This window comes from uncultured Shewanella sp. (assembly GCF_947501225.1).
Taxonomy (GTDB): domain Bacteria; phylum Pseudomonadota; class Gammaproteobacteria; order Enterobacterales; family Shewanellaceae; genus Shewanella.
In genome coordinates this window covers 148,796-175,041 of record NZ_CANMUW010000009.1, presented here as the reverse complement: position 1 = coordinate 175,041, position 26,246 = coordinate 148,796, and the positions used below count along the sequence as shown (strand labels likewise).

Annotated in this window: 28 protein-coding genes; 14 read left to right on the top strand and 14 right to left on the bottom strand. The window is 45.2% G+C overall.

Annotated elements, in window-relative coordinates:
• Positions 1–632: 632 nt before the first annotated feature.
• Complete coding sequence (locus Q1B47_RS14370; protein WP_299794962.1) at positions 633–944, top strand: hypothetical protein; 312 nt, start codon at positions 633–635, stop codon at positions 942–944.
• A 310-nt stretch (positions 945–1,254) separates the two neighbouring features.
• Here Q1B47_RS14370 and Q1B47_RS14365 read toward each other — a convergent pair whose 3' ends face one another.
• The gene (locus Q1B47_RS14365) at positions 1,255–1,998 is read right to left on the bottom strand and encodes an alpha/beta fold hydrolase (RefSeq protein ID WP_299794960.1); all 744 of its coding nucleotides are present in this window, start codon (positions 1,996–1,998) and stop codon (positions 1,255–1,257) included.
• A gap of 206 nt (positions 1,999–2,204) precedes the next feature.
• Between Q1B47_RS14365 and Q1B47_RS14360 the strand changes: the two genes are divergently transcribed.
• Positions 2,205–2,411, top strand: a complete 207-nt coding sequence (locus Q1B47_RS14360) for a hypothetical protein (RefSeq protein WP_299794958.1) — start codon at positions 2,205–2,207, stop codon at positions 2,409–2,411.
• 174 nt (positions 2,412–2,585) lie between these two features.
• Positions 2,586–3,095, top strand: a complete 510-nt coding sequence (locus Q1B47_RS14355) for a hypothetical protein (protein ID WP_299794956.1) — start codon at positions 2,586–2,588, stop codon at positions 3,093–3,095.
• A gap of 3 nt (positions 3,096–3,098) precedes the next feature.
• On the opposite strand, the gene Q1B47_RS14350 is transcribed toward Q1B47_RS14355, so the two are convergent.
• Positions 3,099–3,998: a LysR family transcriptional regulator gene (locus Q1B47_RS14350; RefSeq protein ID WP_299794954.1), complete on the bottom strand. Its 900-nt coding sequence runs from the start codon at positions 3,996–3,998 to the stop codon at positions 3,099–3,101.
• A 142-nt stretch (positions 3,999–4,140) separates the two neighbouring features.
• On the opposite strand from Q1B47_RS14350, the gene Q1B47_RS14345 reads away from it, so the two are divergent.
• The 6 genes from Q1B47_RS14345 to Q1B47_RS14320 all read left to right on the top strand — a co-directional run bounded on the left by Q1B47_RS14345 (position 4,141) and on the right by Q1B47_RS14320 (position 8,096).
• Complete coding sequence (locus Q1B47_RS14345; RefSeq protein ID WP_299794952.1) at positions 4,141–4,677, top strand: nuclear transport factor 2 family protein; 537 nt, start codon at positions 4,141–4,143, stop codon at positions 4,675–4,677.
• A 137-nt stretch (positions 4,678–4,814) separates the two neighbouring features.
• Positions 4,815–5,354 carry a peroxiredoxin-like family protein gene (locus tag Q1B47_RS14340; protein ID WP_299794950.1) on the top strand — a complete coding sequence of 180 codons (540 nt, stop codon included), beginning with the start codon at positions 4,815–4,817 and terminating at the stop codon, positions 5,352–5,354.
• An 85-nt stretch (positions 5,355–5,439) separates the two neighbouring features.
• Positions 5,440–6,033 carry a VOC family protein gene (locus Q1B47_RS14335; RefSeq protein ID WP_299794948.1) on the top strand — a complete coding sequence of 198 codons (594 nt, stop codon included), beginning with the start codon at positions 5,440–5,442 and terminating at the stop codon, positions 6,031–6,033.
• Between the two features lie 66 nt (positions 6,034–6,099).
• Positions 6,100–6,660, top strand: coding sequence for a carboxymuconolactone decarboxylase family protein (locus tag Q1B47_RS14330; protein WP_299794947.1), 561 nt, complete (start codon positions 6,100–6,102; stop codon positions 6,658–6,660).
• A 27-nt stretch (positions 6,661–6,687) separates the two neighbouring features.
• Entirely contained in the window at positions 6,688–7,725 is a 1,038-nt protein-coding gene (locus tag Q1B47_RS14325; protein WP_299794945.1) for an alkene reductase, read from the top strand.
• Between the two features lie 113 nt (positions 7,726–7,838).
• Positions 7,839–8,096 (top strand): hypothetical protein, encoded by a 258-nt coding sequence (locus tag Q1B47_RS14320; RefSeq protein WP_299794943.1) that lies wholly within the window; start codon positions 7,839–7,841, stop codon positions 8,094–8,096.
• A gap of 397 nt (positions 8,097–8,493) precedes the next feature.
• Here the strand turns inward: Q1B47_RS14320 and Q1B47_RS14315 are convergent, their stop codons facing one another.
• The 3 genes from Q1B47_RS14315 to Q1B47_RS14305 form a co-directional block, all read right to left on the bottom strand.
• The gene (locus Q1B47_RS14315) at positions 8,494–8,694 is read right to left on the bottom strand and encodes a hypothetical protein (protein WP_299794941.1); all 201 of its coding nucleotides are present in this window, start codon (positions 8,692–8,694) and stop codon (positions 8,494–8,496) included.
• Between the two features lie 158 nt (positions 8,695–8,852).
• Entirely contained in the window at positions 8,853–9,110 is a 258-nt protein-coding gene (locus tag Q1B47_RS14310) for a LysE family transporter (protein ID WP_299794972.1), read from the bottom strand.
• 17 nt (positions 9,111–9,127) lie between these two features.
• A complete protein-coding gene (locus tag Q1B47_RS14305) occupies positions 9,128–9,538 on the bottom strand; it encodes a LysE family translocator (protein ID WP_299794939.1) in 411 nt (136 codons plus the stop codon).
• A gap of 1,619 nt (positions 9,539–11,157) precedes the next feature.
• On the opposite strand from Q1B47_RS14305, the gene Q1B47_RS14300 reads away from it, so the two are divergent.
• Positions 11,158–12,921, top strand: coding sequence for a hypothetical protein (locus Q1B47_RS14300; protein WP_299794937.1), 1,764 nt, complete (start codon positions 11,158–11,160; stop codon positions 12,919–12,921).
• Between the two features lie 70 nt (positions 12,922–12,991).
• Here Q1B47_RS14300 and Q1B47_RS14295 read toward each other — a convergent pair whose 3' ends face one another.
• Entirely contained in the window at positions 12,992–13,657 is a 666-nt protein-coding gene (locus tag Q1B47_RS14295; protein WP_299794935.1) for an SDR family NAD(P)-dependent oxidoreductase, read from the bottom strand.
• A 163-nt stretch (positions 13,658–13,820) separates the two neighbouring features.
• Positions 13,821–14,738, bottom strand: a complete 918-nt coding sequence (locus tag Q1B47_RS14290; RefSeq protein WP_299794933.1) for a GGDEF domain-containing protein — start codon at positions 14,736–14,738, stop codon at positions 13,821–13,823.
• Positions 14,739–14,993: 255 nt separating this feature from the next.
• Here Q1B47_RS14290 and Q1B47_RS14285 point away from each other — a divergent pair, with 255 nt between their 5' ends.
• Positions 14,994–15,554 (top strand): class I SAM-dependent methyltransferase, encoded by a 561-nt coding sequence (locus Q1B47_RS14285; RefSeq protein ID WP_299794931.1) that lies wholly within the window; start codon positions 14,994–14,996, stop codon positions 15,552–15,554.
• Positions 15,555–15,864: 310 nt separating this feature from the next.
• Complete coding sequence (locus Q1B47_RS14280; protein WP_299794929.1) at positions 15,865–18,282, top strand: AAA family ATPase; 2,418 nt, start codon at positions 15,865–15,867, stop codon at positions 18,280–18,282.
• 95 nt (positions 18,283–18,377) lie between these two features.
• On the opposite strand, the gene Q1B47_RS14275 is transcribed toward Q1B47_RS14280, so the two are convergent.
• Both Q1B47_RS14275 and Q1B47_RS14270 read right to left on the bottom strand, forming a co-directional pair.
• On the bottom strand, positions 18,378–18,818 hold the full coding sequence (locus Q1B47_RS14275; RefSeq protein ID WP_299794927.1) for a universal stress protein: 441 nt from the start codon (positions 18,816–18,818) through the stop codon (positions 18,378–18,380).
• Between the two features lie 334 nt (positions 18,819–19,152).
• Positions 19,153–20,073: a manganese-dependent inorganic pyrophosphatase gene (locus Q1B47_RS14270; protein WP_299794925.1), complete on the bottom strand. Its 921-nt coding sequence runs from the start codon at positions 20,071–20,073 to the stop codon at positions 19,153–19,155.
• Positions 20,074–20,249: 176 nt separating this feature from the next.
• Between Q1B47_RS14270 and Q1B47_RS14265 the strand changes: the two genes are divergently transcribed.
• Together Q1B47_RS14265 and Q1B47_RS14260 are read left to right on the top strand one after the other, a co-directional pair.
• Entirely contained in the window at positions 20,250–20,675 is a 426-nt protein-coding gene (locus Q1B47_RS14265; protein WP_299794923.1) for a S24 family peptidase, read from the top strand.
• 135 nt (positions 20,676–20,810) lie between these two features.
• On the top strand, positions 20,811–22,064 hold the full coding sequence (locus Q1B47_RS14260) for a Y-family DNA polymerase (RefSeq protein ID WP_299794920.1): 1,254 nt from the start codon (positions 20,811–20,813) through the stop codon (positions 22,062–22,064).
• Positions 22,065–22,148: 84 nt separating this feature from the next.
• Here the strand turns inward: Q1B47_RS14260 and Q1B47_RS14255 are convergent, their stop codons facing one another.
• From Q1B47_RS14255 to Q1B47_RS14235, 5 genes are all read right to left on the bottom strand, one after another.
• Complete coding sequence (locus Q1B47_RS14255) at positions 22,149–22,634, bottom strand: substrate binding domain-containing protein (RefSeq protein ID WP_299794917.1); 486 nt, start codon at positions 22,632–22,634, stop codon at positions 22,149–22,151.
• Between the two features lie 94 nt (positions 22,635–22,728).
• Entirely contained in the window at positions 22,729–23,955 is a 1,227-nt protein-coding gene (locus Q1B47_RS14250) for a DUF3179 domain-containing (seleno)protein (protein ID WP_299794915.1), read from the bottom strand.
• A 111-nt stretch (positions 23,956–24,066) separates the two neighbouring features.
• Positions 24,067–24,969, bottom strand: coding sequence for a LysR family transcriptional regulator (locus Q1B47_RS14245; RefSeq protein WP_299794914.1), 903 nt, complete (start codon positions 24,967–24,969; stop codon positions 24,067–24,069).
• 250 nt (positions 24,970–25,219) lie between these two features.
• Positions 25,220–25,558, bottom strand: coding sequence for a P-II family nitrogen regulator (locus tag Q1B47_RS14240; protein WP_299794912.1), 339 nt, complete (start codon positions 25,556–25,558; stop codon positions 25,220–25,222).
• A 246-nt stretch (positions 25,559–25,804) separates the two neighbouring features.
• The gene (locus tag Q1B47_RS14235; protein WP_299794910.1) at positions 25,805–26,179 is read right to left on the bottom strand and encodes a cation transporter; all 375 of its coding nucleotides are present in this window, start codon (positions 26,177–26,179) and stop codon (positions 25,805–25,807) included.
• Between the last annotated feature and the right edge of the window lie 67 nt (positions 26,180–26,246).

Genomic DNA, 26,246 nt, shown 5'->3' with positions numbered 1-26,246 from the left:
CAGCCTAAAGGCTGTTTTTAGGTCTGCGACTTTACCTAAAAAAGCAGTTCAACATAACGACTATCCTATTGTGCGCAGTTATGTGTGAGAGTGAATGAGAACGCCTGTGTTGGATAATTAGCAACCGTTCAGCATTTGTCATGCGCTCAGGCTCCGCTCTTCCGCATGCTTCATTCTATGCCAATGTAATTTTGGTAAACGGAAATCAATAAATGGTCATGCATGAATTGTTGGATGAGATTAGGTTTTTAGTGGCTCTTTTTCGGTGACGGCTCTCAGTTCGCCATGGCAGTGTTGGCAAGCGATGAAAACGTACTGATGAAGTCATCTTTCCACCGAGGCTTAAAGATATACTCGCTACTTCTATTGTGCATAGTTGTACCAGAGCTGTATGCGTTAATAAGTCGCTTAGTTCCAGTAGTTTGATGTTATCACTTTTTGAATCCGACTTAGCCGGATTAGTTGTTGGTGCCAACGAAAGTATCACAGTGAATTTGCCCTTACCCTGCGTACCTGTATTTCCAGTAAAGCTTAAATGGTATGTCTTCTACCAGGTTAATACATGCTTAAGCTTTTTTGTCTAACATACTGATATATCGATAAAAGCCATATTATCCCTATAGGAGCAAAAAATGGTACAAACCAATATTGAAGATAGAATGAATCAACGACTGAGAAACACCTTCAATACCATTCTTATGGGTTCCATGATCGTTTTAGCCATTGTGGGTTCACATATTGCCCTGGATAGAAATTTCCCCGTTATTGTCGAACAGACTACAGATAGCACAAATATCAGAGTCAACTGTACCGGTAAGGGTCAGGCACAACTTGTCGACAGCTATCAGATAGAGGGAGACATACTCAGCTATAAGTTGTCAGGTAATAATACCGAAGTCATCGCTCATATGGCTAACTGTAGGATCATAATTGAAAACAAGTAATACAGTGTTTTCACCGATAATCCAGGCTACCCCAGGCTTAAAGCCACAAAAAAAGGCCTGCTATAAAGCAGGCCTTAAGAAAAGTGAGTGAAAAGCGCGTCGGGGGCTAGCCATTTCAGGGTTTTGCTATTTCCCTCGTTGACCGCGCTGTAAGCCCAGAAACTAACACGGTTGCTGCTCTTAAAGTCATGACGTCCTAAACTTCTCAACCCTATCACGCTCTAAGAAACGCTTTTCAATTTTCATTATAGTCTGTATTTAGCCGGTTATTACTCTAGTAACCAAACAATCTAAAAAAAGTTCTGCCTATTCAACCTTGAGTTAAAAAGTGTCTCACCTCGTCACATAACCACTGAGGAGCATCCAGCGGTACATCATGACCCGCTAACGTATTCACAACCAGTGGCGTATGCCAGCTCTGCGCTATTGCCCTGGTTGCATCATGGCTAACCAGGTTATCATTCGTGGATGATATAAACAGCAGCCGGCAACTGGGCGGCCTGGTAATGTCAAACCTCACTGCGGCCAGTAACTGTCTGACAAAGTTTATTGTGCTGATCGGATACTCCTGAGCATAACTCACCCATTCTTCTATCACCTTAGTGCATGCCCTTCGGTTTGAAACCAGGCTATAGATAACCCGCTCTCGCAGCTCTACACCAGAGCAGATAGCCTGGATGATTCTAAAATAGCTTTGAGGCCTTAACCTTTCATAAAAATGGGAATATTTCTTAGCGCTGGTGTTGATACAGACGATGCTATTGATCTCCGCGGGGTACATCTCAGCCCACCGCAAACCTATCATTCCGCCCATAGAGATGCCTATGATGTTCACAGGCTGAATGAGTTCAATACCTTCTCTGATTCTATGGACCATAGCCTCCATAGAGAGTGGAGAGCGCTCCATATATCGCCTACCCGCTCCCGGAACATCGACACAGATGACTTCGGCATCGGGAAATGTCTCAGAAAGCAGAGCCGGAAACCCTCCCCAATGTCTCTGCTCTCTGAATAGCCCCCTGATCAATATGAAGCGAGTCGCTGTTTTACTCATAGGTGCCTGTTCCTTTGATAAATTATGCTCATCATCATGGAATAGAGTAAGAGGTTAAGGAAAAATCATCTCGCCCTATCTGTTAGTACTCCGGAAAATCGTGTCATTGCTGCTCTCCTCGGTGAGCTTAAACTATAATTAAATTTATAGTCTTTTCTACAGTGTATGCACTTCTCTTTATTAGGTTTAAATAGGAAACAAACTCAATGACAGAACTTAAGATTCGAACCGTAGGCAGCGGATTAGGCGTCGAACTGCCACAGGAACTGCTTGACCAACTTAAGTTAAATAAAGGAGAGAGTCTACTGCTCGAACCTATGGCCAATGGTAACTACCGCCTTGCCAGAATAGATGCCTTAGATACCGAGCTGATGACACTCATCGAGAGCTATATGCATGAAGAGGATGCCTGAGTCGGTCCCCTCGCCTATCCACCATTAAAAGCTAAGTAACCACCTTTTGCTGTTTAGCATAGCGCTACTTTAACTTATGTGTCATCAACACACTTTTACATGGCTTTACACTCTCCCGACGCTGCTTGAACTTGTAGTTGATACGATCTCCCTATCAACCAGAGCGGAGTTTATATGTCTACTTCAACAAAGATACGCAATATTATTTTACTGATCACATTAACAGCAGCCGGCTCAGCCATGGCTCACCCCAACCACACGGCAAAAGTCAAACCGGCCACGCATAAGGCAACGGTACAGGTAAAAAAAGTAGTCGTTAAACCGCATCATCGCCCGGTTCACAATGCGCCAAAGGTTCGCTCATATCATCACAAGCATCTGCCTGTTACAGCCAGTTTTGTGGTGATCTCGGGTTTTAGTTATGCAATTGTCGATAATGCATACTACAGGCGGGAAGGCGATCAATATATCTATATTCAACAACCACCGGTAAGCGCACAAACAACAGAGCAAGCCCTCACAAAGAAAGGGGACGGGACATTAACCGGCTCTATAGTCGAGGTGCTGCCTGCTAACACCACGACCGTGACAGTCAATGGTGTAACCTTCTATGTCGATGGTGGAGATTGGTATGCACCGATCGCGGGCACGCCCAATTTTGTCATCGTAGAACCACAACTTTGATGCCTATTTTACAAGCGGATTTTGTTGTAGCTTGAGTTTGATAAAATCGATGAAAGCCCGGACTTTTAAAGGCACATAGCGGCTTTGAGGAAATATCGCATTAAATGGCAACGGCTGCACTACATATTCCGGCATAACCAACTTTAACCTGCCTGCACTCAGATGCTCCTCCACCATCCACATAGGGAGCTGAGCCAGCCCTCCCCCTTTCAGGACCATTTCCAGAATCGCATCGCCATTGTCGCATTGAAAATTTCCGTTAACAGGCACCGAGATATCTTTTTCATTATATCTGAAATGCCAAATGTTGACCGATTTTAACAGCGAATATACCAGACAATTATGACGCCTAAGCGCCTCAGGCTCTGTCGGCTCGCCCTGCATTTCAAGATATTGAGAGCTGGCGACCAGAAACATAGGGTTATCAAAAAGGTGTCGGGCTACGAGTGATGAATCTTCGAGTTGTCTTGCACGGATGGCAACATCTACACCTTCGCTAATGAGGTCGACATGTTTATCACTTAGCGCGAGATCTACCTTGATCTCCGGATAACGGGATAAGAACTCCGGCAATATAGGTGCCAGCAGTAAACGGCCAAATACAACCGGCGCCGTCAAACGAATAGTGCCTTTCGGTGATGCGACCTGAGAGCGGACGATCGCCTCTGCCTCATCCAGTTCGGCGATAATCGCCATGCTTCTGTCGAAGTATTCATTGCCAGCCTCGGTCAGTGACAGTTCGCGACTACTGCGGGTGAGCAGCTTTATACCGAGTTTAGCTTCCAATGCGGCAACCTTTTTGCTGATCGTCGCCTGGCTGGTGTTCTGTTCCCGGGCCGCCGCTGAAAAGCTGCCCGTTTGTACTACCCGAATAAAAACGCGCATCGCTCCTAACTGATCCATACCTTCCCTCAATGAATTCGATATTTGAATAGATGCTATTCATTCTAGCATAGTTCTATTCCATAAGGTTAAAGCCTATTATTTCAACATCAATCAGGTGCTTCGAGCCATTAGCCGAAGCCTTAAACAGAAGGAACAGAAGATGGATATGCAAGAAAAGATGCAGCAACTGCTCGATAAGCAGGAGATGACAGAGGTGATGTACAAGTTTGCCCGTGCTCTGGACCGTGTCGACGGCGAATTGATGAAGTCTACCTATTGGGAAGACGCAATCGAAGAGCATCAGGACCCTATTTTCCCGGATCTCTTCTTCTATAACGACAACGCTCACGCTTTCGTAGAACCGGCGATGGAGGGATTTAAAGCCCTGAAAGTCACTCAACACCGCATCAGCAACCCGCTGATCGAGATAGACGGCGACAAAGCCACTGCCGAATGCTACGTCTGGGCCTACCACGTTCATGAGGAGGATGGGGTCGATAGAGAAGGCATCTTAGGAGGACGTCATCATTTCCGCTTCGAGCGTAGAGGCGGTGAATGGAAAATCAAGCACAGGTCAACCGTGTTTGACTGGAACCAAAATCAAGATGCAACTGCGATCTGGGCTGAAAACTACAGCGACAAGCTGCGCGGCAAGCGCAATAAAGATGATGACAGCTATAACTATATCAGCATCTAAGCTTAACCCATTGTAATTGTCTAGCGTGCAAAAAAATTTCGAGCGGTGGCAGTATATCCACTGCCACCGCTTCACTACAGCCTGATTTGTGCATAACCAGACACAATTCGTATACAGAATATGAGAAGGAAAACACAGTGAGCTCAAATAAATTTACCGCAGGTGATACATTCCCGAACATAGAGTTGCCGACCGTCGGCGGTGGCCACATCTCTCTCGGTGCGCCACAAACTGGTTTTGACTGGAAGATGGTGGTGGTCTATCGCGGCAGGCACTGTCCGCTCTGTACCCGCTACCTCAATGAACTTGAAAAGCTCAAACAAGAATTTGTAAAGCTCGGTATCGATATCGCCGCCGTTTCAGCCGACAGCGAGGCGCAGGCCGCAGCCCATATGGCAGCGCTTAAAGTCAGCTACCCGGTAGCCTATGGCCTGAACATAGAGCAGATGAAGCAGTTAGGGCTCTATATCTCCCATCCGCGGTCGGCTCAGGAAACCGATCACCCGTTTGCCGAGCCAGGCCTTTATGTGATCAATGACAAGGGCCAGGTACAAGTGCTGGATATCTCCAACGGACCTTTTGCCCGTCCTGAGCTGGGGATCCTACTCTCCGGACTGGCCTTCATCCGCAACCCGGAGAATAACTACCCGATCCGCGGGACCTATGAACAGGCCTGATGGTTGTGATTGGCTTTAGTCTTCATAAGAAAACATTTATTACCAGACATTTAGTGATTTTACTCAGTTAAAGAGAGGATAAAATATGAAATTCATTAAACCCAAATTTATTACAGCATACCTGTTATTGAGCCTGTCCGGTATAGGCTCTGCAATGGCATCGATTCCGGGCATGAAAGGGCCCGAACATATCGGTTTTACCGTCCCCAGGATGACAGAAGCGGTGGAGTTCTTTGTGGAGATAATGGGTTGTGACCCCTTCTATCAGCTTGGACCATTCGCCGACGAAAAAGGCGATTGGATGGCGACTCACCTCAATGTTCATCCGCGGGCAACAATTCCGGCAATTCAGCTCCTGCGTTGCGGGAACGGAAGCAACCTTGAACTATTTGAGTACACGGCACCGGGCCAGAACAAACAGCCAGCAACCAACAGCGATGTTGCCGGTCACCACATTGGCTTCTATGTCGAGAATATGGATGCCGCCGTCACCTATTTAAAGAATCAAGGTATCCGGGTTCTGGGTGAGCCATCAGTCATGACCTCAGGGCCCAGTGCCGGTGAAAGCTGGGTCTACTTTCTTGCGCCTTGGGGAATGCAACTGGAGCTGGTCAGCTACCCGAACGGCAAAGCTTATGAGAAAGATACAGATCGCAGATTATTCGCACCAAACAAATAAGTTTTACTAAATCAATCTATTTGAGTAGCAAGGACGCTCTCGTTGAACGACTTACAGGGAGAAACAATGAACCAATTTACCAAATACAACTTCTATAACGCACCAGAGGCCTCCATAGCAAAACTAGAGGCTGCTCAAAGCTCATTTGGCAAGCTTCCAAACCTTTTGGGATACATGGCTGCGGCCCCTGCTCTGCTTAACAGTTATGTTTATATGTCTGAGCAGGTGAGTCATACAGAGTTAAGCCCAACAGAGCGCCAGGTGGTAATGATGACCGTTAACCGCTTCCATGAGTGTCGATATTGCATGGCGGGGCATAGCCAATATGCTCAAAGCAATGGCATAGATATGGGGATAATTCATGCCATTCGTGATGATACCCCCTTAGATAACCATAAGTTAGCAACACTACGAAGCTTCACCCTCAACATGGTTAAACAGCGTGGTGTGGTGTCCCGAACTTTGGTCGATGCTTTCTTTAAAGCAGGTTATAGCCAGCAAAATGCGCTGGAGATAATCGCTATGATCGCATTCAAAGTAATGAGCAATTATACCAATCATCTTGTCGGAACCGAGCTAGATGGCATCTCAATGTCCATGCGCTGGACTCCGGCGAATCAACGTTAATACCAATTAAGCAGTAAGAGGTAGCTTATGCACCAAGACATACTTTTTAAACCGTTCAATCTCAGTGACGAACTGACGCTGAAAAACCGTATCATCATGGCACCAATGAATCGCAGCATGGCCGATAATAGCTCGGTTCCAACTGTAGATATGGCCGATTACTACGGACGACGTGCCGATACGGGTCTTATCATCACTGAATCCCTGATGATATCGCCTAGCGCTATGGGCTACCCCAACACTCCTGGAATTTTTACGTCGTCACAGATCGATGGCTGGAAGATAGTTACAGATAAAGTTCATGAAAACGGCGGAAAGATTTTCGCCCAGCTCTGGCATACAGGCCGAGTCAGTCATCCCGATTACCTTAATGGAGAGAAGCCCTATGCCCCGTCTGCCGTTGCCTTGACCGGGCGTATTCCTCGCTCCAACAACCTTCAATATGGAGAGCCCAGGGAGATGACAAATTCGGAGATCCAGCAATTGATCAACGATTTTTCCCAAGCTGCAGCCAATGCCCGGGAAGCCGGTTTTGACGGTGTAGAGATCCATGCCGCTAACGGTTATCTGCTGGACCAGTTTCTACATCATGATACCAATCGCCGCTCAGATAGCTGGGGGGGCACGCCTGAAAATATGTCGCGCATTATATTTGAGGTGATTGATGCTGTCAGCAGTCAGATAAGCCATGTCGGGTTACGACTCTCACCCGCTGCTTACATCCATCTTGAGCACGATGACCGTGATAGTTCTGTATCTGATTACCTCCTGAACCGTCTCAATCGCTACGCGCTCTCGTATGTTCATACGGGTATGTTCGAAGATGGTTATTATGATCACCTTGGGGGCAGCGTTACTCAGTATATTCGTAGTCACTACAGTGGCACAGTTATAGCTTGCGGTGGTTATAGCGCTGAAACCGGCAGAGAGACAATACTCAAGGGGGATGCAAATTTAATCGCAATTGGCAGGCCACTGATAGCCAACCCGGATTATGTCGAGAAGGTTCGTAACTTAAAGCCGTTAAAGGCCTATGAGGTAGAGATGCTTAACACATTGGTTTAACTGATAATCGCTACAAGTTACTCCCCCGTGGCTTATGTGAACTACACTCAAATAGATCAGAGATGACTTTTAGTACCTAATAGATCGATATAAAAAAGCTATAGGGGGTGAAAATGGAACTATTACTTGATGAGCTAATGGATATAATTGATTTTGTTAGTGAATATCAATATAAAGAGGATGGAAGCTATGAGAAAAAAGACAGCTTTCTACAGGGTCAATTTCGCACAATAGAGATAAAGCAAAAATGTATCGCTGACTATAACGACTCGCCATCCATTTCAAAATTAAACCAACTGCTGGGCCAGCTGGAAGAGAAGATAGAAAAGGGCTACGACAACCCGGAACTGCAAGTCTGGAAATTAAAGTAATCTATGGCCGCAATAAGCCAGTTGTAATACCAATCAGTATAAAGATGAGATCGCTCAGCGAGAATTTAGCGCTTCAGAGGCAAGGCCCTTTACTGCTCCTGCATAAAGGGCATTCACAACATCCATGTTGTTCGCAACGAGTGAAGAGCATAGTTGCTCTACGTTCAAGCTCGTTAACACAGCATCGGATGCGCTAAGACTCGCCTGTTAGGCGTGTTTTTGGCTGCCAACTTCTGCGTTGAGTGGACTCACAAGGGAGTAACCATTTCATCGTCCATTCGCCTTGAATTAGTTGCCAAAAAACACGCTGAGTAGATCTCTTTCTTATACTGATTGGTATAACACAACTGGCTTGAGTTTTGGCATTACTATCTGCTTCAGAGCTGTTTTCACTCGATTAAGCTAAGATGGTTAACACGCCAGACTTTATCTCTTTCTCACGCAATACCCATGCCTGTGCGATCGACTCTTGAGCACTGGCTAAAGGGTTATCCCTCTCTAATGCTTCTGTCATTGTCTCTAAAGTGTTCAGCGATTGTGCTCTTCTTAATTTGAGGAGGAAATCCAGAGTCATTGGATCTATTTTTGAAGTTTGCATTTAATCTCGTATGGTATTTATCTTGTATTGACTAGTTTAGTCCGTTAACGCGAAGTCGCATTTGAGTTGACCGGCTTCACAAATAAAACCGGATGAATGCCGGTTCTGAAGCCGTATATTCCTATACGGCTTAGTTTATACGATCGACAATTAAAAGATCAAAGCTTAGTCGTCGCCAATTTAACACCGAAGCCAAAAAACATGCCAGCAGTGAGATAGTTCAGCCATTTCACATTGGCGGTATTTAACAGCAGTGACTTAAACTGTGTTGCCAGCAGGATCACCAATATGAACCAGAGTGACACCACTATAGCCTGAGTTCCCCCCAGCACCATGCTATCGGCGAGTACTCGCTCTTGTGACACAAATTGAGGAAAAATCGACACGTAGAAAAGTACGATTTTCGGGTTCAACATGTTGGTCAAAAAACCTCTTATGAAATAACTTCCAGATTCATTGAGTTTAGTTTTATATTTGCTGACAGCCCGGCTTCATCTGTTGAGCTATTTTGATTTGATTCTTGATAATTAGCCGGTGTGATCATATTCACCCGATGTGACCGACCAGCCCGTAGATGTGATACCCCCAGATAGAGGAGGTAGCCCACTCCCAGCCACTTGAGTAACATGAAAGCATGCTCCGATTGAGCCAGTATCAAGCTCAGGCCTTGTGCTGAAACAATTGCATGAACTAAAAATCCGGCACTCACTCCCAACACATTGAAAAATGCGTGCAGGCGGCTCCTTGTCAGTACTGTAAATAGCACCAATAAGGCATTAGGGCCGGGAATCATCGCAATTACAAAGACAATGCCAGCAAAGACTAAAATGGTTTCGAAGGTCATAAAGTAACTCCTCCAAGACTGAAATAAGCTATGACTTTTCATTTAAGTGCGATCTCGTCCGCCTTAATGAAAGCGCTTTTCAAAACTTGCTAAATGGTGTGCATATCCTGGCTCCTTATCTTTAGATAAGAAGTCAAACGTACTTGTTAGAAACCGCCAGAGGCAGCGGTACAATTACCTGCGGGGCGGACAGTGATTTCTATCGAAACAAGTCTTGCACATGGAGTTTAATATTGCTGGGAGCCGATTCAGCAGAGTAACTGAAAAACCTAGGAATGACAAATTCCATCTATCGCCCTCTTCTTTGCCCATCTGTCTCCGGCTTCTATTACGTAAGTAATAAGCTAAAACTCAATGAAAGAACTATTATTCAAGATTAATAACTAGGTAGGCATTTACATTAGCTAGCATACCTCAATATAGGACTCAGAAAGTCACTTGTTTTTTTAATTTGCAAATTTAAACCTGTCATATCGAACGAATATTTAATCACTCGTGAAATATAGAGTAATTATTCAGCTTATCAATAGAGAAAACCTACACTATCTCTGCGAGGATCTTAAGAAACGGCTCTCCCCTTCAGCACTTTGCATCGAAAATTATAAAAAACAAACATTCATATAACCGAGCATGCTAACAATACATAACAGAGACAATAAAGGGAGCTGACTGCAACACTATCACCGGGCAAAGGATAAATTGAAAGCTACAGTCTACATTTCACAGCTTTTTATTTCCCCTATACATTCAGTTAACATTAAAAAACAAAAAGTATTAAGCAGCATACAAAAAGCTTGTGTTAGTTAATTAGATCAACATATGACAACCACGCTTAAACTGTTCCTGATATAGCATATGACGGTATATCTACACAGCTAAAACCCTTAGCCAGATCGCACTAATCTGAAATTGTTGAACTAACTCACAACAATACTCAACATTTAAATATGGGTCATATTTATCACTTAAAAACAACGCGCTACACATACCTCTTGTTTGTTGCAACTGTTTTATAGGTTTTCGACTCCGTTAACAATTCCAGATTCAATATACTGATAGGAGCCAACAATATAGACATTTTCTGGTTTGTTCACGTTGCAAAGCTCGCAAACCAATCTAATTAAGCACATGCTGTAGTAAAAAAATCTGATACGTTTTTATAGAAAGTCGATCCAGCTCATAAAATATTCAAATTTGTTCATGTAAGTTTGACCAAGATGAAGTAACAAGAATGTTAAAAGGTATTTTTCAAAAAAATCAACTTAAGAAAAACCATATTAACTAATAAAGGCGATCTCTTAATAGCGACGAATTAAGCGTGAGTGTAAAACCGTCGGCTTACACTCTGCAATATAAGTTAAACGCCGACAATCATGACCGTTTTATACGGTTTTAATTCTGGAAGAGACAAACGTTGAATCGTGTCTTTCGACTAATTTCACCCTGAATAAATATAAGATGCTTAGAGTGGCTGTTGTAAACAGCAAAGTTTTATAGAAGCCTCCTGCTTTATGAACGGGTAAGTACACTTATTAGCATGAAATGGCATAAATATAAATTAAACGTTAGGTTCAAATCCATAATTATAAAAATATAAATAATATATGTGGAGTATCGTGATGAGTACAACGAAAATGACGGGGTATATAGGCTTACTGGCCTTAGCCCTCGCACTACCGGTTAACGCCGCAAAACCTGTCGATAATGATGGAGATGGGTACAAATCCAGTTTAGATTGTGACGACAACAACTCATTAGTCTGGGAGGTCAACTCATGTGGTGTCTGTGAAGTTGAACCTGTTAACGGATGTAATGCCGATAACCCACACTCAGACCTGAGTTGGACCGACTACCCGACGGCTTGTATTAACTGTCATGACGGCGGTGTTGCAGGTTCACAATATGATGAGATGTTTAGCTCGACGCACTATCAGTGGACGGGAGATACCCCTGACATGGTAAATCAGGGCGGAACCCTGCAGGGCAAGCTTACAAATGCAGTTAACAGCTATTGTATCAATATAGAAGGTGACTGGCCGGTATGTGGCTCGTGTCATGCGGGTCGTGGCGTTAAGCCCGGCGAAGGTGATACCAGCGCCAACATTGACTGCTTAATGTGTCATAACAAAGATTATGCATTAAACCGTGTGAGAAAGCCTGACGGTAGCATGGGCCCCTCCGATGGCACCGCACAGATCGATCTCGACGGCTATGTGCAGAATATTGCCGCTCCTGAGAGAACAAACTGCCTTAAGTGCCACGCTTATGCAGGCGGTGGTGATGGCGTAAAACGAGGCGACATCTCATCAGCATTAATGGCAAACTCTGATATGCATTTTGATGTGCACATGAATGTTGCCGGTGCTAATCTGGAGTGTCAGGACTGTCACAAGTTTGAGAGTCACAGAGTGATAGGTAAAGGTTCAGACCTGCGCCCTACCGATGACATAGTCAGAGGATCAGAGGTGACCTGTAGCAGCGGAACCTGTCACGTAGGTATGGACTCCGGCTCAGGACACGCAAGTTCAGGACGTCGGGGCGAGCCTGATCGCCATGTCGCCAGAGTTTCATGTCAGTCTTGCCATATTCCGAACTATGCAAAAGATCTGGGCGATCCTTCACATGTCCCCACAGAGATGCACCGAGATTGGCGATTCCATCATGATGGCACACCAGCCGACGGTGTTTCAGGTTCAGGTCACCCCCATACTGACAAGTTAGCTAACCAGACTCCGGAGATGAAGTTCTGGAACCGTAAGAGTGACAACTATCTGCTTCATGATCTTGGTATCGTGGATCCTGCCACTGGCCGCTATCCGACCTCTCGACCTATGGGTGATGTCAACGATGGTAAGTTGACGCCGTTCAAATATAAGACAGCAACTCAACCTATGACCGTTGCCGATGAACGTATGATAGCACTTGATACCTTCGAATATATCAAAGGGTCGGGTGACGTGGTTAAAGCCATCGAATCCGGTCTGGTTAACATGGGCTATCCGGTTAATGAACCATACAAATGGATTGAAACCGATACGTATCAGGTTATCAACCATGGTGTAAACCCAGCCAGTGACGTTGCGGCTTGTAGTCAGTGTCATGAAGAAACATTGGATTTAACCACTGATTCTAAACTGGATGCCTTGGGTTATAGACTCAAAGGACCTAAAGAACAGGTCTGTGCTCAGTGTCATGATGGCAGTAAAAACCTACCTCGCACTTGGGATAAAATGCATAGCCATGTCGAAAAAGGTACTGCAGGTATAGGATGTAACTTCTGTCACGATGTTGAACGGGTCGAGCGTAACCTATGTGATCCTTGCGACTCCTCTTGCTCAATCGAATATGTAGATAACATAGCTTATCCGCATCAATGTAACTAAATTAAGTAAATTATGATGAAGGCTGGCACTCATGCCAGCCTTTTTGTTGCTAAGCCTGTAATGTGTACCATCAGCCCCGGGCGATTGTAATATCTGAAACATAACCATGTTCACAGCCAACCAGAGCCTGTTTCAACATCATTGCTGCCTCATCGGCGCTCATGAAACCGGAGGTATCCAGTGACTTCCCGCTCGTTGGCCAAAAACCGGTTGCCATGCCGCCAGGGTAGACGGCAACAAGCTTCATGGGGTAAGCCTTTAGCTCCAGCCTAACCGACTCGACCAGGCCCCGCACTGCCCACTTTGTCGCGCAATAGGTGGACTCACCGGCCTTAGCTACCAACGCCGCAGTAGACATAACGACCACAACGGTTACCGGCTGGTTTTTATAGCGCTTCACCGCTTCCCGTAAAAGCATTACAGCAGAGGTAACATTGTTCTCTATCAATAAATTGATGGCACTCGGCTCCTGCTCCTCGAGGGCACCAAAATAGCCACTACCTGCACAATGTATTATGGTTCCCGGAGTTTGCGGACATGCATCAAGCAAGGCGGTAACATCTTCGGCCAAGCTTAAGTTAGCCGTTTTAATCTGGACATTATCACTTAATGGGGCCGCAACTTCGAGCAGGCGTTGTTCATTACGGCCGGTGATTAAAAGGTCGGCTCCCTCGTCGCTATAGAGCTTTGCCAGGGACGCTCCTAAACCGCTACTGGCACCGGTGATCACTATCATAGGTCACTCACTGTAAAACTGATTAAGACAAAAATAGTCACATAAATGAGTCCGGAGTACAAAGAGATCCACTCCTGTAAAGTCATAATCTGTGATGGTGTTTGATTTCGGGCACTAACGGAGTGGCAATGAGTCGTTTATCTGTTATCTCAATGCCTCACTTTCAATAACTACAGACATTATTCCTGCCACGATTCTTGGCTTCATAGAGCGCAATATCTGCTTCATGTATAAGGTCGGTCAATGATTGCTGCCGGTAGTTAGAGATCCCGACACTCACAGTCAGATGAAGCTGCTGGTTCTTACTCAGCCTCATCGCCTTCTCGGCTAATGTCGTTCGATAGCGTTCTGCAAAAATTATGGCGTTACCATCGGTAACATTGGGCAGGAATAACAAGAACTCCTCTCCGCCGTAACGAACCAGTACATCCGATTTACGGCTGGTTTGGCGCAGGGTATCGGCAATAAATTGAAGAGCCTTATCACCAATCTGATGACCATACTGATCATTAACCCGCTTGAAATGATCCACATCCAGCATCAGTACGACGCAGGGCTGGTAATTGCGCTTGGCCAGTTCATATAGTTCTCCCATACGCTTAAGCCCTTCTCGCCTATTGTACAAACCGGTTAGGTAATCATAAGTAGCTTGTTCAATAAGCTTGCGTTCAAGCTGTTTCTGCGCCGTAATATCGAAGATGATACCAATCAGGCCAGCTACTTCATCCTTGCTATCGAGAAAGCTGGTTTTATGAAATTTAACATAACGTACATCTCCCTTCGTGGAACGAACGACACTCTCATAGATCTGTATACCCGGCTTATCCAACAGGGCTTTGTCGGCCTTGTGATAGATATCGGCAAGTTTTTTATCGAACAATTGAAACACATTATTCCCGACCAGTTGGGCACGCTCGATCTTGATAAACTCCTCGAAAGCCTTGTTACATCCCAGATAATTTCCGGCTCTATCCTTATAAAAAATTGGCACAGGAAGCATATTTATCAGGTCTTGCAACAAGGGGCTGTTGCCTGATAAATAGCGAAGGAGATCAGAGTCTAACGAACTATCCATATTCATTGAATGACATTCTCTAATGCATTATCTTATTTTGCAGTTTAAGTGTATTGCGTCCTGGCTTTAACTGCCAGTATTTAGAGTGTTTTTCAGCCAATAATGGTCCCTTAATCACTTTAAAGGAACAATAGCAGTTTATTCATCGGTTCCCGTCAGGTTTATTCAGCCGTTTATCCATATTTACCAAGATCTCATTCTCCGTTATTGTTTATACTCCCATGCGTTTTCTTAGTTAAGCCGTTTCCTGAGTGAGGTATCATGTCACTGCTAGAAATCAGTATATTGCTGCTCACCCTTTTTCTGCTAATCACCATCGTTTGGACCACTTTTCGTGTTGGGATCTCTCCGATGCCGAGTTCTGCCAAGGCTTACCATGCTATTTCCAGGCTGCTCGACGATACGGGCAAGGGAGCGATTTATGATCTGGGTTCAGGCTGGGGAACATTGGTCATTCGTATCGCCAAAAGCCATCCCGAACGTCAGGTCATAGGTTATGAACTGTCTCTGTTTCCCTACCTGATGAGTCGATTAGTTAAAAGGCTAATGGGTTTAAAAAACCTCAAGCTGTATCGACAAGACTTTTTGAGGGCCGACCTGAACGAGGCATCGGTACTGGTTTGCTACCTCTATCCCGACGCCATGTGTAAATTAGCTCAGCTTATCGAACATCAGACACACAATTTGAAACCTGACTTCGTTATCAGTAATAACTTTGCGCTCCCATATTGCAAACCCGACAGGTTGATCCGCATAAACGATCTATATCGTTCACCTGTATATCGCTATGATCTTTCTCTTCCTCCCAAGAAAAACAATTAATCAAACCAGTCCATTCATAGACTCTTTGGCTATCTCATCACTCAAAGTTTCAAATACCGACTACACTCCGATAAGTTATCTTTTAAACCGCCGCTAATTTCATCGGTTTAATACATTCTCACTCTTTTTATTGCGGATTTTACATATAGAAACAGTATTGGCCTTACTCAGTACCCGGTTCTGTTTATAAAGTAGGCACTCAGACTTAAATTGTTAATAATTTCGCTATAAGCCGCAATAAACTACTGAAATTTAAAATTTTCATGCCTACACTGAAAATAACAAGTGTCATATATGAGGTCCTCTCCCTATGAAAACATCTCCTCTTGTATCTCCTCTCAGTAGTGACCAACTTTACCGAACATCTGAACTTTCGGAGCTTGCTCCTGAATTTAAATCCACTAAGAACTTAACACCGCTCAATGAAATTGTAGGTCAGGAACGCGCTCAACAGGCCGTTGAATTTGCGATGTCTATGAAGGAGAAAGGCTACAATATCTACGCCATCGGCCGAAATGGCCTGGGTAAGCGTACCATGGTATTGCGTTATCTCAACCGTCACGAACCCGATGGTCATGGACATACCTTATATGACTGGTGCTATGTCATTAATTTCGATGAGGCGCGTACCCCTAAAGTACTCAAACTGCCTGCCGGAACCGGTATGGAGCTGAAAAAAGATATTGAAAAGCTCATGGTTCGGTTAGTTAAAGCCCTGCCGCTCGCCTTCGATAACGAAATGTACTACTCCCGAGCGGAAAAGCTTAAAGGGTTGCTCGCGCAAAAGCAGGAATCTGCACTACAGGGGCTAACCAAAGAAGCCAATGAGTCCAGTATCAGTTTGACTATCACCCCCCAGGGCAGCTACGAACTGGTTGCCATGAATGGTGAAGAGCCCTATACAGAGGAGACTTTCGCTAAGCTCTCTAAGAAAGATCAGACTCGCTTAGAGACTGCCATCACCTCTCTCGAGTCCAAACTCAGAGTCATCGTCAGACAGTTTACCGTATGGGAGGAGGAGTATTCAGATAAACAGCTCAAGCATGATGAGCAGGTTGCTCAGGATGTACTTTCCCACCTCACCGAGAAGTTACAGGAAAAATACAGTAGTTTACCCGCTGTAAAAAGCTACCTGACAGCGATGCACAAAGATATTATCGATAATCTGGACCTGTTTCTCGAGGAAAACGAAGAGCAACTGGCCCTCTCCTATGCCTCACTGGATAAGAAGATGCCCAGGCGCTATCAGATCAACGTCTTGGTTAGCCAGGATACCGAGAAGATGCCGATAATCGTGGAGGAAACCCCTAACTACCACACTATTTTCGGTTACATAGAAAATGCGACATTCAAGGGCACCATCTTTTCTGACTTCTCACTCATCAGACCCGGCAGCCTGCATAAGGCCAATGGTGGGGTCTTATTGATCGACGCGATCAAGGTACTCGAACAGCCCTATGTCTGGGACGGGCTCAAACGTGCACTCAGGTCAAGAAAACTAAGCCTGAGTTCGCTCGAAAGGGAAGTCTCTCTTTCTGGTACCATCTCACTGGATCCTGAAGCTATACCATTAGATATTAAGATTATATTATTCGGTGATAATCAAACCTACCAGCTTTTACAACACTACGATCCCGAATTCAGCGAGCTATTCCGGGTTACCGCCGATTTTGAAGATGTCATGCCACGAACCCAAAAATCAGAGGTCCAATACGCCCAATTTATCTCCAGTATTATTCATGGCAATAAGATGCTCCACTGTGACCGCAGTGCAATTAAACGCATAATAGAGTTCAGTTCCAGACAGGCCGATGATCAGAACAAGTTGTCGCTTCATTCCGCCGATATAGCCAACCTGCTGCGCGAGTCTGACTACTGCGCCAGAGCCGGTAAAGCCAATATGATACGAGCCAGCCATGTCGAGCAGGCATTACACAATCATGAGCTCAGGGTCTGCAGACTCAAAGATAAGGTGATGCAGAGCTTTGTTAATGGCACAACCCTGATAAATACAGACTCTCGTGCCATAGGTCAGGTCAATGCGCTATCAGTATTAGCCACCTCAGATCACCAGTTTGGCGCACCTAACCGTATCACCGCCACCACAGCCTATGGCGAAGGTAAGGTGTTCGATATCGAAAGAAAAGTAGATCTCGGTGGCAGCCTGCACTCCAAAGGAGTGATGATCCTATCCGCCTATCTAGCCTCGATATTAGGCCAAACGGCTAAGATCCCTCTTACCACCCACCTCACATTCGAACAATCATATGGTGGAGTCGATGGCGACAGTGCCTCGTTGGCTGAGCTGTGTGCCATGGTATCAGCCTTCTCGCAACAGCCTATCAGGCAGGATATAGCGATTACAGGCTCCATGAACCAGTTTGGGGAGGCTCAACCTATCGGTGGCGTGAATGAGAAGATTGAAGGCTTCTTCGATGTGTGTGTCATCAAGGGGCGCAAGGCGACTCAGGGGGTAATTATTCCCCAGTCTAATGTTCAAAACCTGATGCTGAGGAAGGATATTGTCGAAGCCGTTAAAAAAGGTAAGTTTAATATCTGGGCGATAGAACATGTCACTCAGGCCATAGAGCTGCTAATGGGGCTCCCTTGTGGAATGACTGCTAAAGGCAGCCGAAAATCTACTTCATACCCTGAGAATTCAGTGTTTGGTATGGCCCAAGCGAGATTGGAAAAGTTAAGAAAAGAAAACCCAAGAGTCACTAAGTAGGAGGAGTTGGAGAGTAGGCTTATAAGCTTCAACATCGATGACCTGTAGGAAGCGGTCATCGATGCTCTTACCGGTTATAAGCTAACAGGTTAAGGTTAAGGCACTAATACCAGTGGAATGCCGATATAGTGCGCTAATTTATTGGCCACACTACCAAGGATCAGATCGGCGAATCGAGACCTGCCACGGCGTCCGACGAACAGCATATTAGCCCGCTCCTCCTTGGCACAATCATGCAGTATCTGTGCAGGGTCGCCCCATACCAGATCCGTGGTGATCGACACGCCCGTTCCGGCGTATTTTCGCTGAAGTGGATCGAGTACATTCTTGGTGACCTGCTTCTCCTCTTCATCCCTGTTCAAAATGATTGGGGGAGCGACCTCCTCCAGCATCATAGGTTGAACCGCCGGCCAGCTCAGCACATAGAGCAATTTAACCTGAGCGCCTGTTTGCTTAGCTAAATGTATGGCCCGCTCCGCAGCCCTGTCACTCCACTCGCTGCCATCCACACCCACAAGATATAGACATCTATTCATCAGTAATCTCCATTGTCGCTAATCCATGAACGCTCATCGGCACATAGCACAGGTGTCAATGAGTGAAGGCTATCTCTATAATGCCAAGCAAAAAAATTGTCGTCTACCGTTGATTTAAATAATTTTTTTATAAGCTTTATTAGTTTGTCTTTCCTGCTGCTCAGGTAACGGATAATGAAAATATGAGGTAAACCTGACAATGATAGAATATAACATCCCTGTCAGATATAGAGGTTGATACGCCTGGTGAAGCGGAAGATACAAAAAGGCCGAAGCATTTTCCGGTGAAAAGTGCTTCGGCCTGCTATTTGGAACGGTCGAAAAACGCTATGCGTTAAGCCAGTGCTTCCTGCAACTGTGGCACTACCTGCTTCTTGCGGCTCAATACGCCATCAAGCCAAACACGGCCATTTTCAGATGCCTTACCGTAAGCTCTTTCCGTCAAGCTTGCATCATCGCTGACAATCAACAGCTCCGAGCCCTCTTTCATGATATCGGTCAGCAGTAGTAGCATGCTGTGACGCTCACCTTCGGCTTTCATAGCTGCGAGATCGGCCTCCAACTCGGCTTTGATATCATCGAATACTGAAAGGTCGATAACCTCAAGTTGACCGATACCTACTTTATGGCCATTCATGTTGAAGTCTTTAAAGTCACGCATAACAAGATCACGCACCGGCGTGCCTTCGACGGCAGACTTAACCTTAAACATCTCCATGCCTACGGCTTTAAAATCTTCAATGCCTGCAATTTCAGCCAAGGCTTCGACACACTTAATGTCTGCAGTGGTGCATGTCGGTGACTTGAAGATAACAGTATCACTCAAGATGGCACACATCATGATTCCGGCAATGTTCGCAGGAATTTCAACGCCGTGAAAATCATACATCATCTTAATGATGGTGTTGCTGCAACCAACAGGACGGATCCAGCACTCAAGTGGTGTAGAGGTGGTCAGATCGCCCAGTTTATGATGATCGACAATCCCGACAATGGTGGCTTCGCCAATATCGTCCGGCGCTTGTGTTAACTCGGAGTGATCGACGATATATACCTCTTCGCCGGCATAGCTTGTCTTAAACTCCGGTGCTTCAAAACCAAACTTTTCTAAGATGAATGCGGTTTCCGGCGATATTTCACCGAGACGTGCTGGAATTGCAGCTTCACCAATTTGGTTTTTCAGGTAAGCAAGTGCAATCGCACCACAGATGGAATCTGAATCTGGGATCTTATGGCCCACAACATAAACTGACATTGATAACTCTCCTATTAGTCCCCTCCATTCTAACAAATCCCAATCATTTGAAAAACACTAAATTGGCGCTAAAAAGCGCATGCCCGCGAGCCAGGGCTAAAAAAGATTGCCTGTTTGAGGATTACTGCTAAACTTATAACTGTATATTTATACAGTACATGGTGAATTGTAAACTTATGAAAGTGATCCCCTTTTCAGCCAGTGCCGGCATTACCGGGTTCGAAAGCCCGGCTGCGGACTATAAGCAACTTCCATTGAGTCTGGATGAGCTGCTCGTCGAACACCCCAGTGCCACATTTATCGGCCAGGCCAGCGGCAACTCGATGCAGAATATCGGTATATTCGACGGTGATATTCTTATCGTAGACAGACACCTGTCCGTTAAAAATCAAGATGTTATCGTGGCCAATTATAACGGCTGTTTTGTCTGCAAAATTATTGATACATACAGGCGATTGTTACTATCTGCCAGCGATGAACACTTGCCGGTAACCATACATGAATATGATCAATTCAGCGTGGAGGGCGTTGTAGCACGCTCGATACGCTGTCATCGCCCTAGCCCTCTACTGATAAAAGGTACAGCAAGGAGCGAGGGTTAAGCCATGAATAAATTTGATGCCAACCACTCATCCTCTGTGCTCTGTTCCAGCAGGTCATGTAGCAGGCTAGCCAGTGCCCCGCCACCCTCAGCCCCCGGATATTTAGCACTTTCACCGCTAACAAGGGAGGGATAGATGTTTGCCCTGGTCGATGCCAACTCCTTCTACTGCTCCGCAGAACAGGTATTTCGTCCCGAATGGCGCGGCCGCCCGATAGTGGTTCTGTCCAATAACGACGGCTGCATCGTAGCGGCGAATCGTCAAGCCGTCGATGCCGGGATCCCTAAGTTCGAGCCCTTCTTTAAGGTGAAGTCACAATGTGAACGATTAGGCGTGATTGCACTCAGCTCAAACTATGAGCTTTATGGCTCCTTGTCGGCCAGTATGATGGAGATCATAGGTCGCTTTGCCCCCGAACAGCATATCTATTCTATCGATGAATCCTTCCTCTCCTTTAAACACAGTTTCCCGGCGATCCCCTGCCTTATTAAGCATGCTGAAGCCTTGAGGCGAGCCGTTTGGAAGGAGACCCGCCTGCCTGTATGCGTTGGCATGGGAGAGACACTCACCCTGGCCAAGATTGCTAACCATGCCGCAAAGAAGCATGAGGGCTATCACGGTGTCTGCTTGATCGACAACCCGGGCCAGCGCAAAGAGATCTTACTAAAGATGAAACCGGGCGATGTGTGGGGAATTGGACGTCGCCTGGCGAAACGCCTCGATATGATGGGAGTCAAGACCGCCTATGCCCTATCTCAAATGGCGCCGGGGATCGCCAGAAAGCAGTTTAGCATTGAGGTCGAACGCACCGTTCGTGAGCTCAATGGCGAAGTCTGCAAAGGCTGGGACGAGGCCCGCGCCGATAAGCAGCAGATCTTTTCCACACGTAGCATGGGTGAGCGGATAGTCGACGCCATATCACTGCAACAGGCATTGAGTAAGCACGCAGGAATTGCCACCAGCAAGGCAAGGGAGCAAGGCTCACTGTGCTCTGTGCTACATATTTTTGCGTCGAACTCCCCTTTCGATGAGCATCCGACAGGCTTTAAGATCACTCACCGTTTCGCCTATCCAACCAATGACACCGGGGAAATAACGGAGGTGGTCAGCAACATAGCCGCACAGCAGTTTCGCAAGGGAGTGCGCTACTACAAGGTAGGTGTAGGGCTAATCGATCTCGTCAGCGAGGAACATCTGCAGAGGGACCTGTTTGAGCCCGCTAAAAACCCGGCTTTGATGCGGGTATACGATAGGCTTAATCATAAATATGGTTCTGATTCCCTCTTCATGGCGGCTCAGGGGATCACGCCGAAGTGGAGTATGCGCAGACAATACCTGAGTCCGCAATACACCACATGTTGGCAGGACCTGCCTAAGATACAGTGCTAGGGGCATGAACGAAGGTACAGGTAAAAAGATTCTTCCTGGAATAATAAGCCCAGGCTTGCTTCCAGGAGACAGCGCTTTCTGCGCCTACTTATACATGGTGTTTTCTGAAAGTTTAAGCTTCATGAAATCGACAAAGCAGCGCACTTTGAGCGGAACATAGCGATTTTGAGGGTAAATTGCATTGAAAGGCAGTGTTTGCGTCTTATAGTCGGGTAGAACCTGCTGTAACCTACCCGACTTCAGATGTTCGCCTACCATCCAGATAGGTAACTGGGCAAAGCCTAGTCCAGCAAGCGCAACTTCAAGTATCACATCACCGTTGTCACTTTGAAAGTTACCGGAAACTGGCACGGAAAACTGCTCATCATCTCGGGTAAAGTGCCAGTTATTAAGCGTTTTTAGCATGGTATAAACCAAACAGTTATGTCTTTTTAACTCTATCGGTTCTTTTGATTCACCATGAAGCGCAAGATACTCGGGAGAGGCAACCAGGAGCAGTGAATTTTCAAACAGATGCCGTACTATCAAGGAGGAGTCTTCAAGTATTCTCGCTCGAATAATCAGGTCCACATCTTAACTGCTCACCCCCTTGCGCGATAGTTATTACCATCCCAGACTCTGATAACACACTTAAATATGTTATCAGAGCCAACATCTAATACTGTTAAACTCGGTTAATCTGGGTTTCAGGGAAAAAGTTAGCCCATATTATCCAGTATGCCCCCGCCTTAACTGTTTCGACCCGCTCTAATGTGCCGAACTCCGTGTCGCCATAAAAATCTATCTTTGAGATCGCTTTACCTGTGTGGTTATAAAAAATACCCAAACTCTCATACGCTTCGTCATAGCTAATAACGATCGCCTTTCCACCTATGTTGACATTAATTGGCTTAGCCTGTGCCATAACAAAACCTTTGGTATAGGCAACATAGTCATCACCCACATTAACCCCATAGATTTTTTCTTTACTGGGTAGGCGGTTATCAATATGTTTTATGGTCGGGAAGGTAGGCTCAACATTGGTTGCCTGATCTTGAATTGCATGGTCAAATATCAGCTCCATAATAGGATCATAGATAGCCAGAAATGGGTTATCAGTGAAATTTGGCTTCATATCGTCAATGAGATAGTCGTTAACGAAGACTTCACCATCAGGAAATGCAAGGGCAAACTTATTAAACGGCATACGATAAGTCGGCCACTCACGCATTCTTGCTTCAGTTTCTTTATTGATATCAGCCTCTTTCTGTCCCCATAACTGCTGGATCGGTTCACCACTATTCTTGTCGTACATGACCAGATTGTTTTCTAATTGAGTCATGGGGGCTAAATCCAGTGGCTGACCGTTGATCTCTGGTGTATACGCCATACCAAGGTTAGTTAATCCACAGTATGTCATCACCACATTCTCACCACCTAACTTTCCATTTCCGGCTACATGAGGTCTTAAAAGTTGTTTGTCAGAATGAGCACGTGCTTTACCGTTTATCTCAAGAACAATGACACTCTCAGTAGGTTCAACATATTTAGCCGCTTGTGCCACAGACAGGAATACGCCGTCATCCATGCGGGCACGCATCATTATGTGAGGATTAATCATGCCGCTGTAAAAAGTAAAACTAAACAAACAAAGTAGAAAAATGAAGGTGTTGTTACTGACAATATTTCGCTGACACAATTTGAAATAGCTTGCAATTCCAAACGCAACCACGGCTGTTATGGCTATAGGCCAGCGGTTGTACCAAACCCACATAGTCCCTTCCCTTGGGGACTGAATGACCCATTGGCTAATGTCAGCCAGATCCTTAAATAAGAGTGCACTCAGTATCTGTGCAGCCAGCATAGCAACCCAAAAATAATGTTTGGGTAAAAGATATAGATTAGACTTCATCACTTTACTCACTATTTATAAAAATGTTCATAAGGTGAGTCTAAATTGGACTCATTTGATGATAAACAGCCTGTTGTGGGATGAGTTGTTCCAAATTGTGGCACAATATATTTAGATTACTCCTCCTTCTATAGAGTCGACTCTAGGCTGTAATAGCGTTTCGACATCGTCTAGTAGTAATTTAACCTTTTCCGGAACGAAACGGCGAGAGTGATAGATCCCATAAAGTGTTAACTTATACTCGTACTCACCGTTAAATAATCTAATCAACTTATGTGATTTTAAATCAGCAGCAACCAGAACTGTGGGCAAGCAGCAGATCCCCTGCCCCGCAACCGCCAGCGATCTTATGACAGATGGTGAATCGACAATACACTTAGGCGCTAACGTTAGCTCGTGCTGATTAAAATGCCAGCTACTGATATTTGAGTTGGCTGCCGTCATTGCAATAGTGTCAAACTTATTAAGATCGTCAGGTGTCTTAGGGGAACCAAATTTTTCCAGAAATTCTGGGCTGGCAAAGTAGCCGAAAGTTAGTTTAGCTAATGGACGTGCGATAAACGATGAGTCGGCAGGTGTACCAATATCAAGCAATAGATCGAAACGTTTATCTGTCATGAGGTTTTGCGGCTGAGGTGCACAATGCAATATTAAAGAGATATCCGGATAGTCCCGGCAAAACTGAGTCACATGATCTATGCATAAATCAAGAATGCTATCCGGAGCATAGACAGTTAACTTTCCTGAATAATCTCCCTGCTTTTGGGCTATCTCTTTTTCTGTTTCCTCGACTTCTGCCAAGATCAACCTGACTTTATGGTAGAAGGCTTCGCCTACTTCAGTAAGATGCAGGCTTCGGGTTGTACGGTCAAGAAGTCTTGATTTTAAGCTTTGCTCAAGGTCACGTATTCGGCGACTCACAGTAGATTTTGGGAGTTCACAAAACTCAGCCGCTTTTGTGAAGCTACCTTGATCAACCACCTGAACAAACAGTTCCATATCATCAAGTTTCACACTACTCTCTCGTGTAACTTAAGTGTTAATTCTAGCACCTTACATCAAATTCACGTTACGACCAAACTTAGGAAGAGCGCCTCAAATATGATGTATGCAAGTTCGATCAACGACTGTCAGACACTTACATTGGGTCATTAAAAAGTGCCTTGAGAGTGGAATTGGTTTAATCGAAACGGGCTAACTGATGACCAGAGAAGCCTGCACGGAGGCAGGCTCTTCGACCAGTCAGCAGAAGTGCTGTATCACATCATTCTGAGAAGCGGAAGTCATCTTCATTAACCACACGCTGTTCATGAACCCAAAGCAGTTGATCAACATCGGTTATGGCCACAAAACCTATGCTTACAGAACCAATTTCGGCTGATTTCATAATGAGTTTTGCAACTTTATCGACATATTCTGCACTGGTATAGACTTCGAGTTGAGTGTGAGTCACCAACTGATCTTGTGTATATAGGTTACTGTTTTTACCGCGTCCTCTGACGGTAGATACGGTAAAACTACTCACCCCATGTGCTTCGAGTGCGTGCTGGACACTCTCAAGTTGCAGATCCCCAATAACCGCTGTGATTTTTTTAAGCTTCATACAGAACTCCTTTCATTATGAGTTACCTAGGGTGGCTAGCTAATATAGCCATTGATGAAAACTGCGTATCTTATTAATTAGTGTAGCTTTATAAAGTGGGCCTACCAAAAATTGTATAAATAAGTTTTTGGAACTTTAACGATACCCGAAAGAAAAGGGCTAAAAAGAGAAATGAGATTAACATCCGGATCCCCTCAACTATTGAGGGGATAGTTATACGAACCCAGCCATATGGAAGACTGTTCTTTAGTGTTTCTTACTGCCAGGTAAAGCTTTGGGCAAAGAGTTGCGTGGAACAGGCTCATTCTCGTCGTTATCTTTCACATTTTGATCGACATACTTGTAGTAGCCCTCTTTGAAACGAGTCCACCAACCATGAGACAACTCGGCACCATGAGCCTCTATATGCTCCTCGATTCCATCAAGATTACAATGGGTCGCGTCATAGGCAACATTTAACGTAGAAGTTTCGTCATCATACGAGACACTATCGATACCGATAATTTGATCTATCTCATCTATGATAATTTGTTTATTTTCAGCCGTGATGCCCTCTAGCTTAAGATGCCTGACAACAAGGTTAGCTTCTTTCACACCGCCTCTGTGGTCTAAATCACTCATGTTACATTCCTCATTTAGTCACAAATTCTAATAGAAACAACTGATTTTATAGTTATTTGAAGCATTC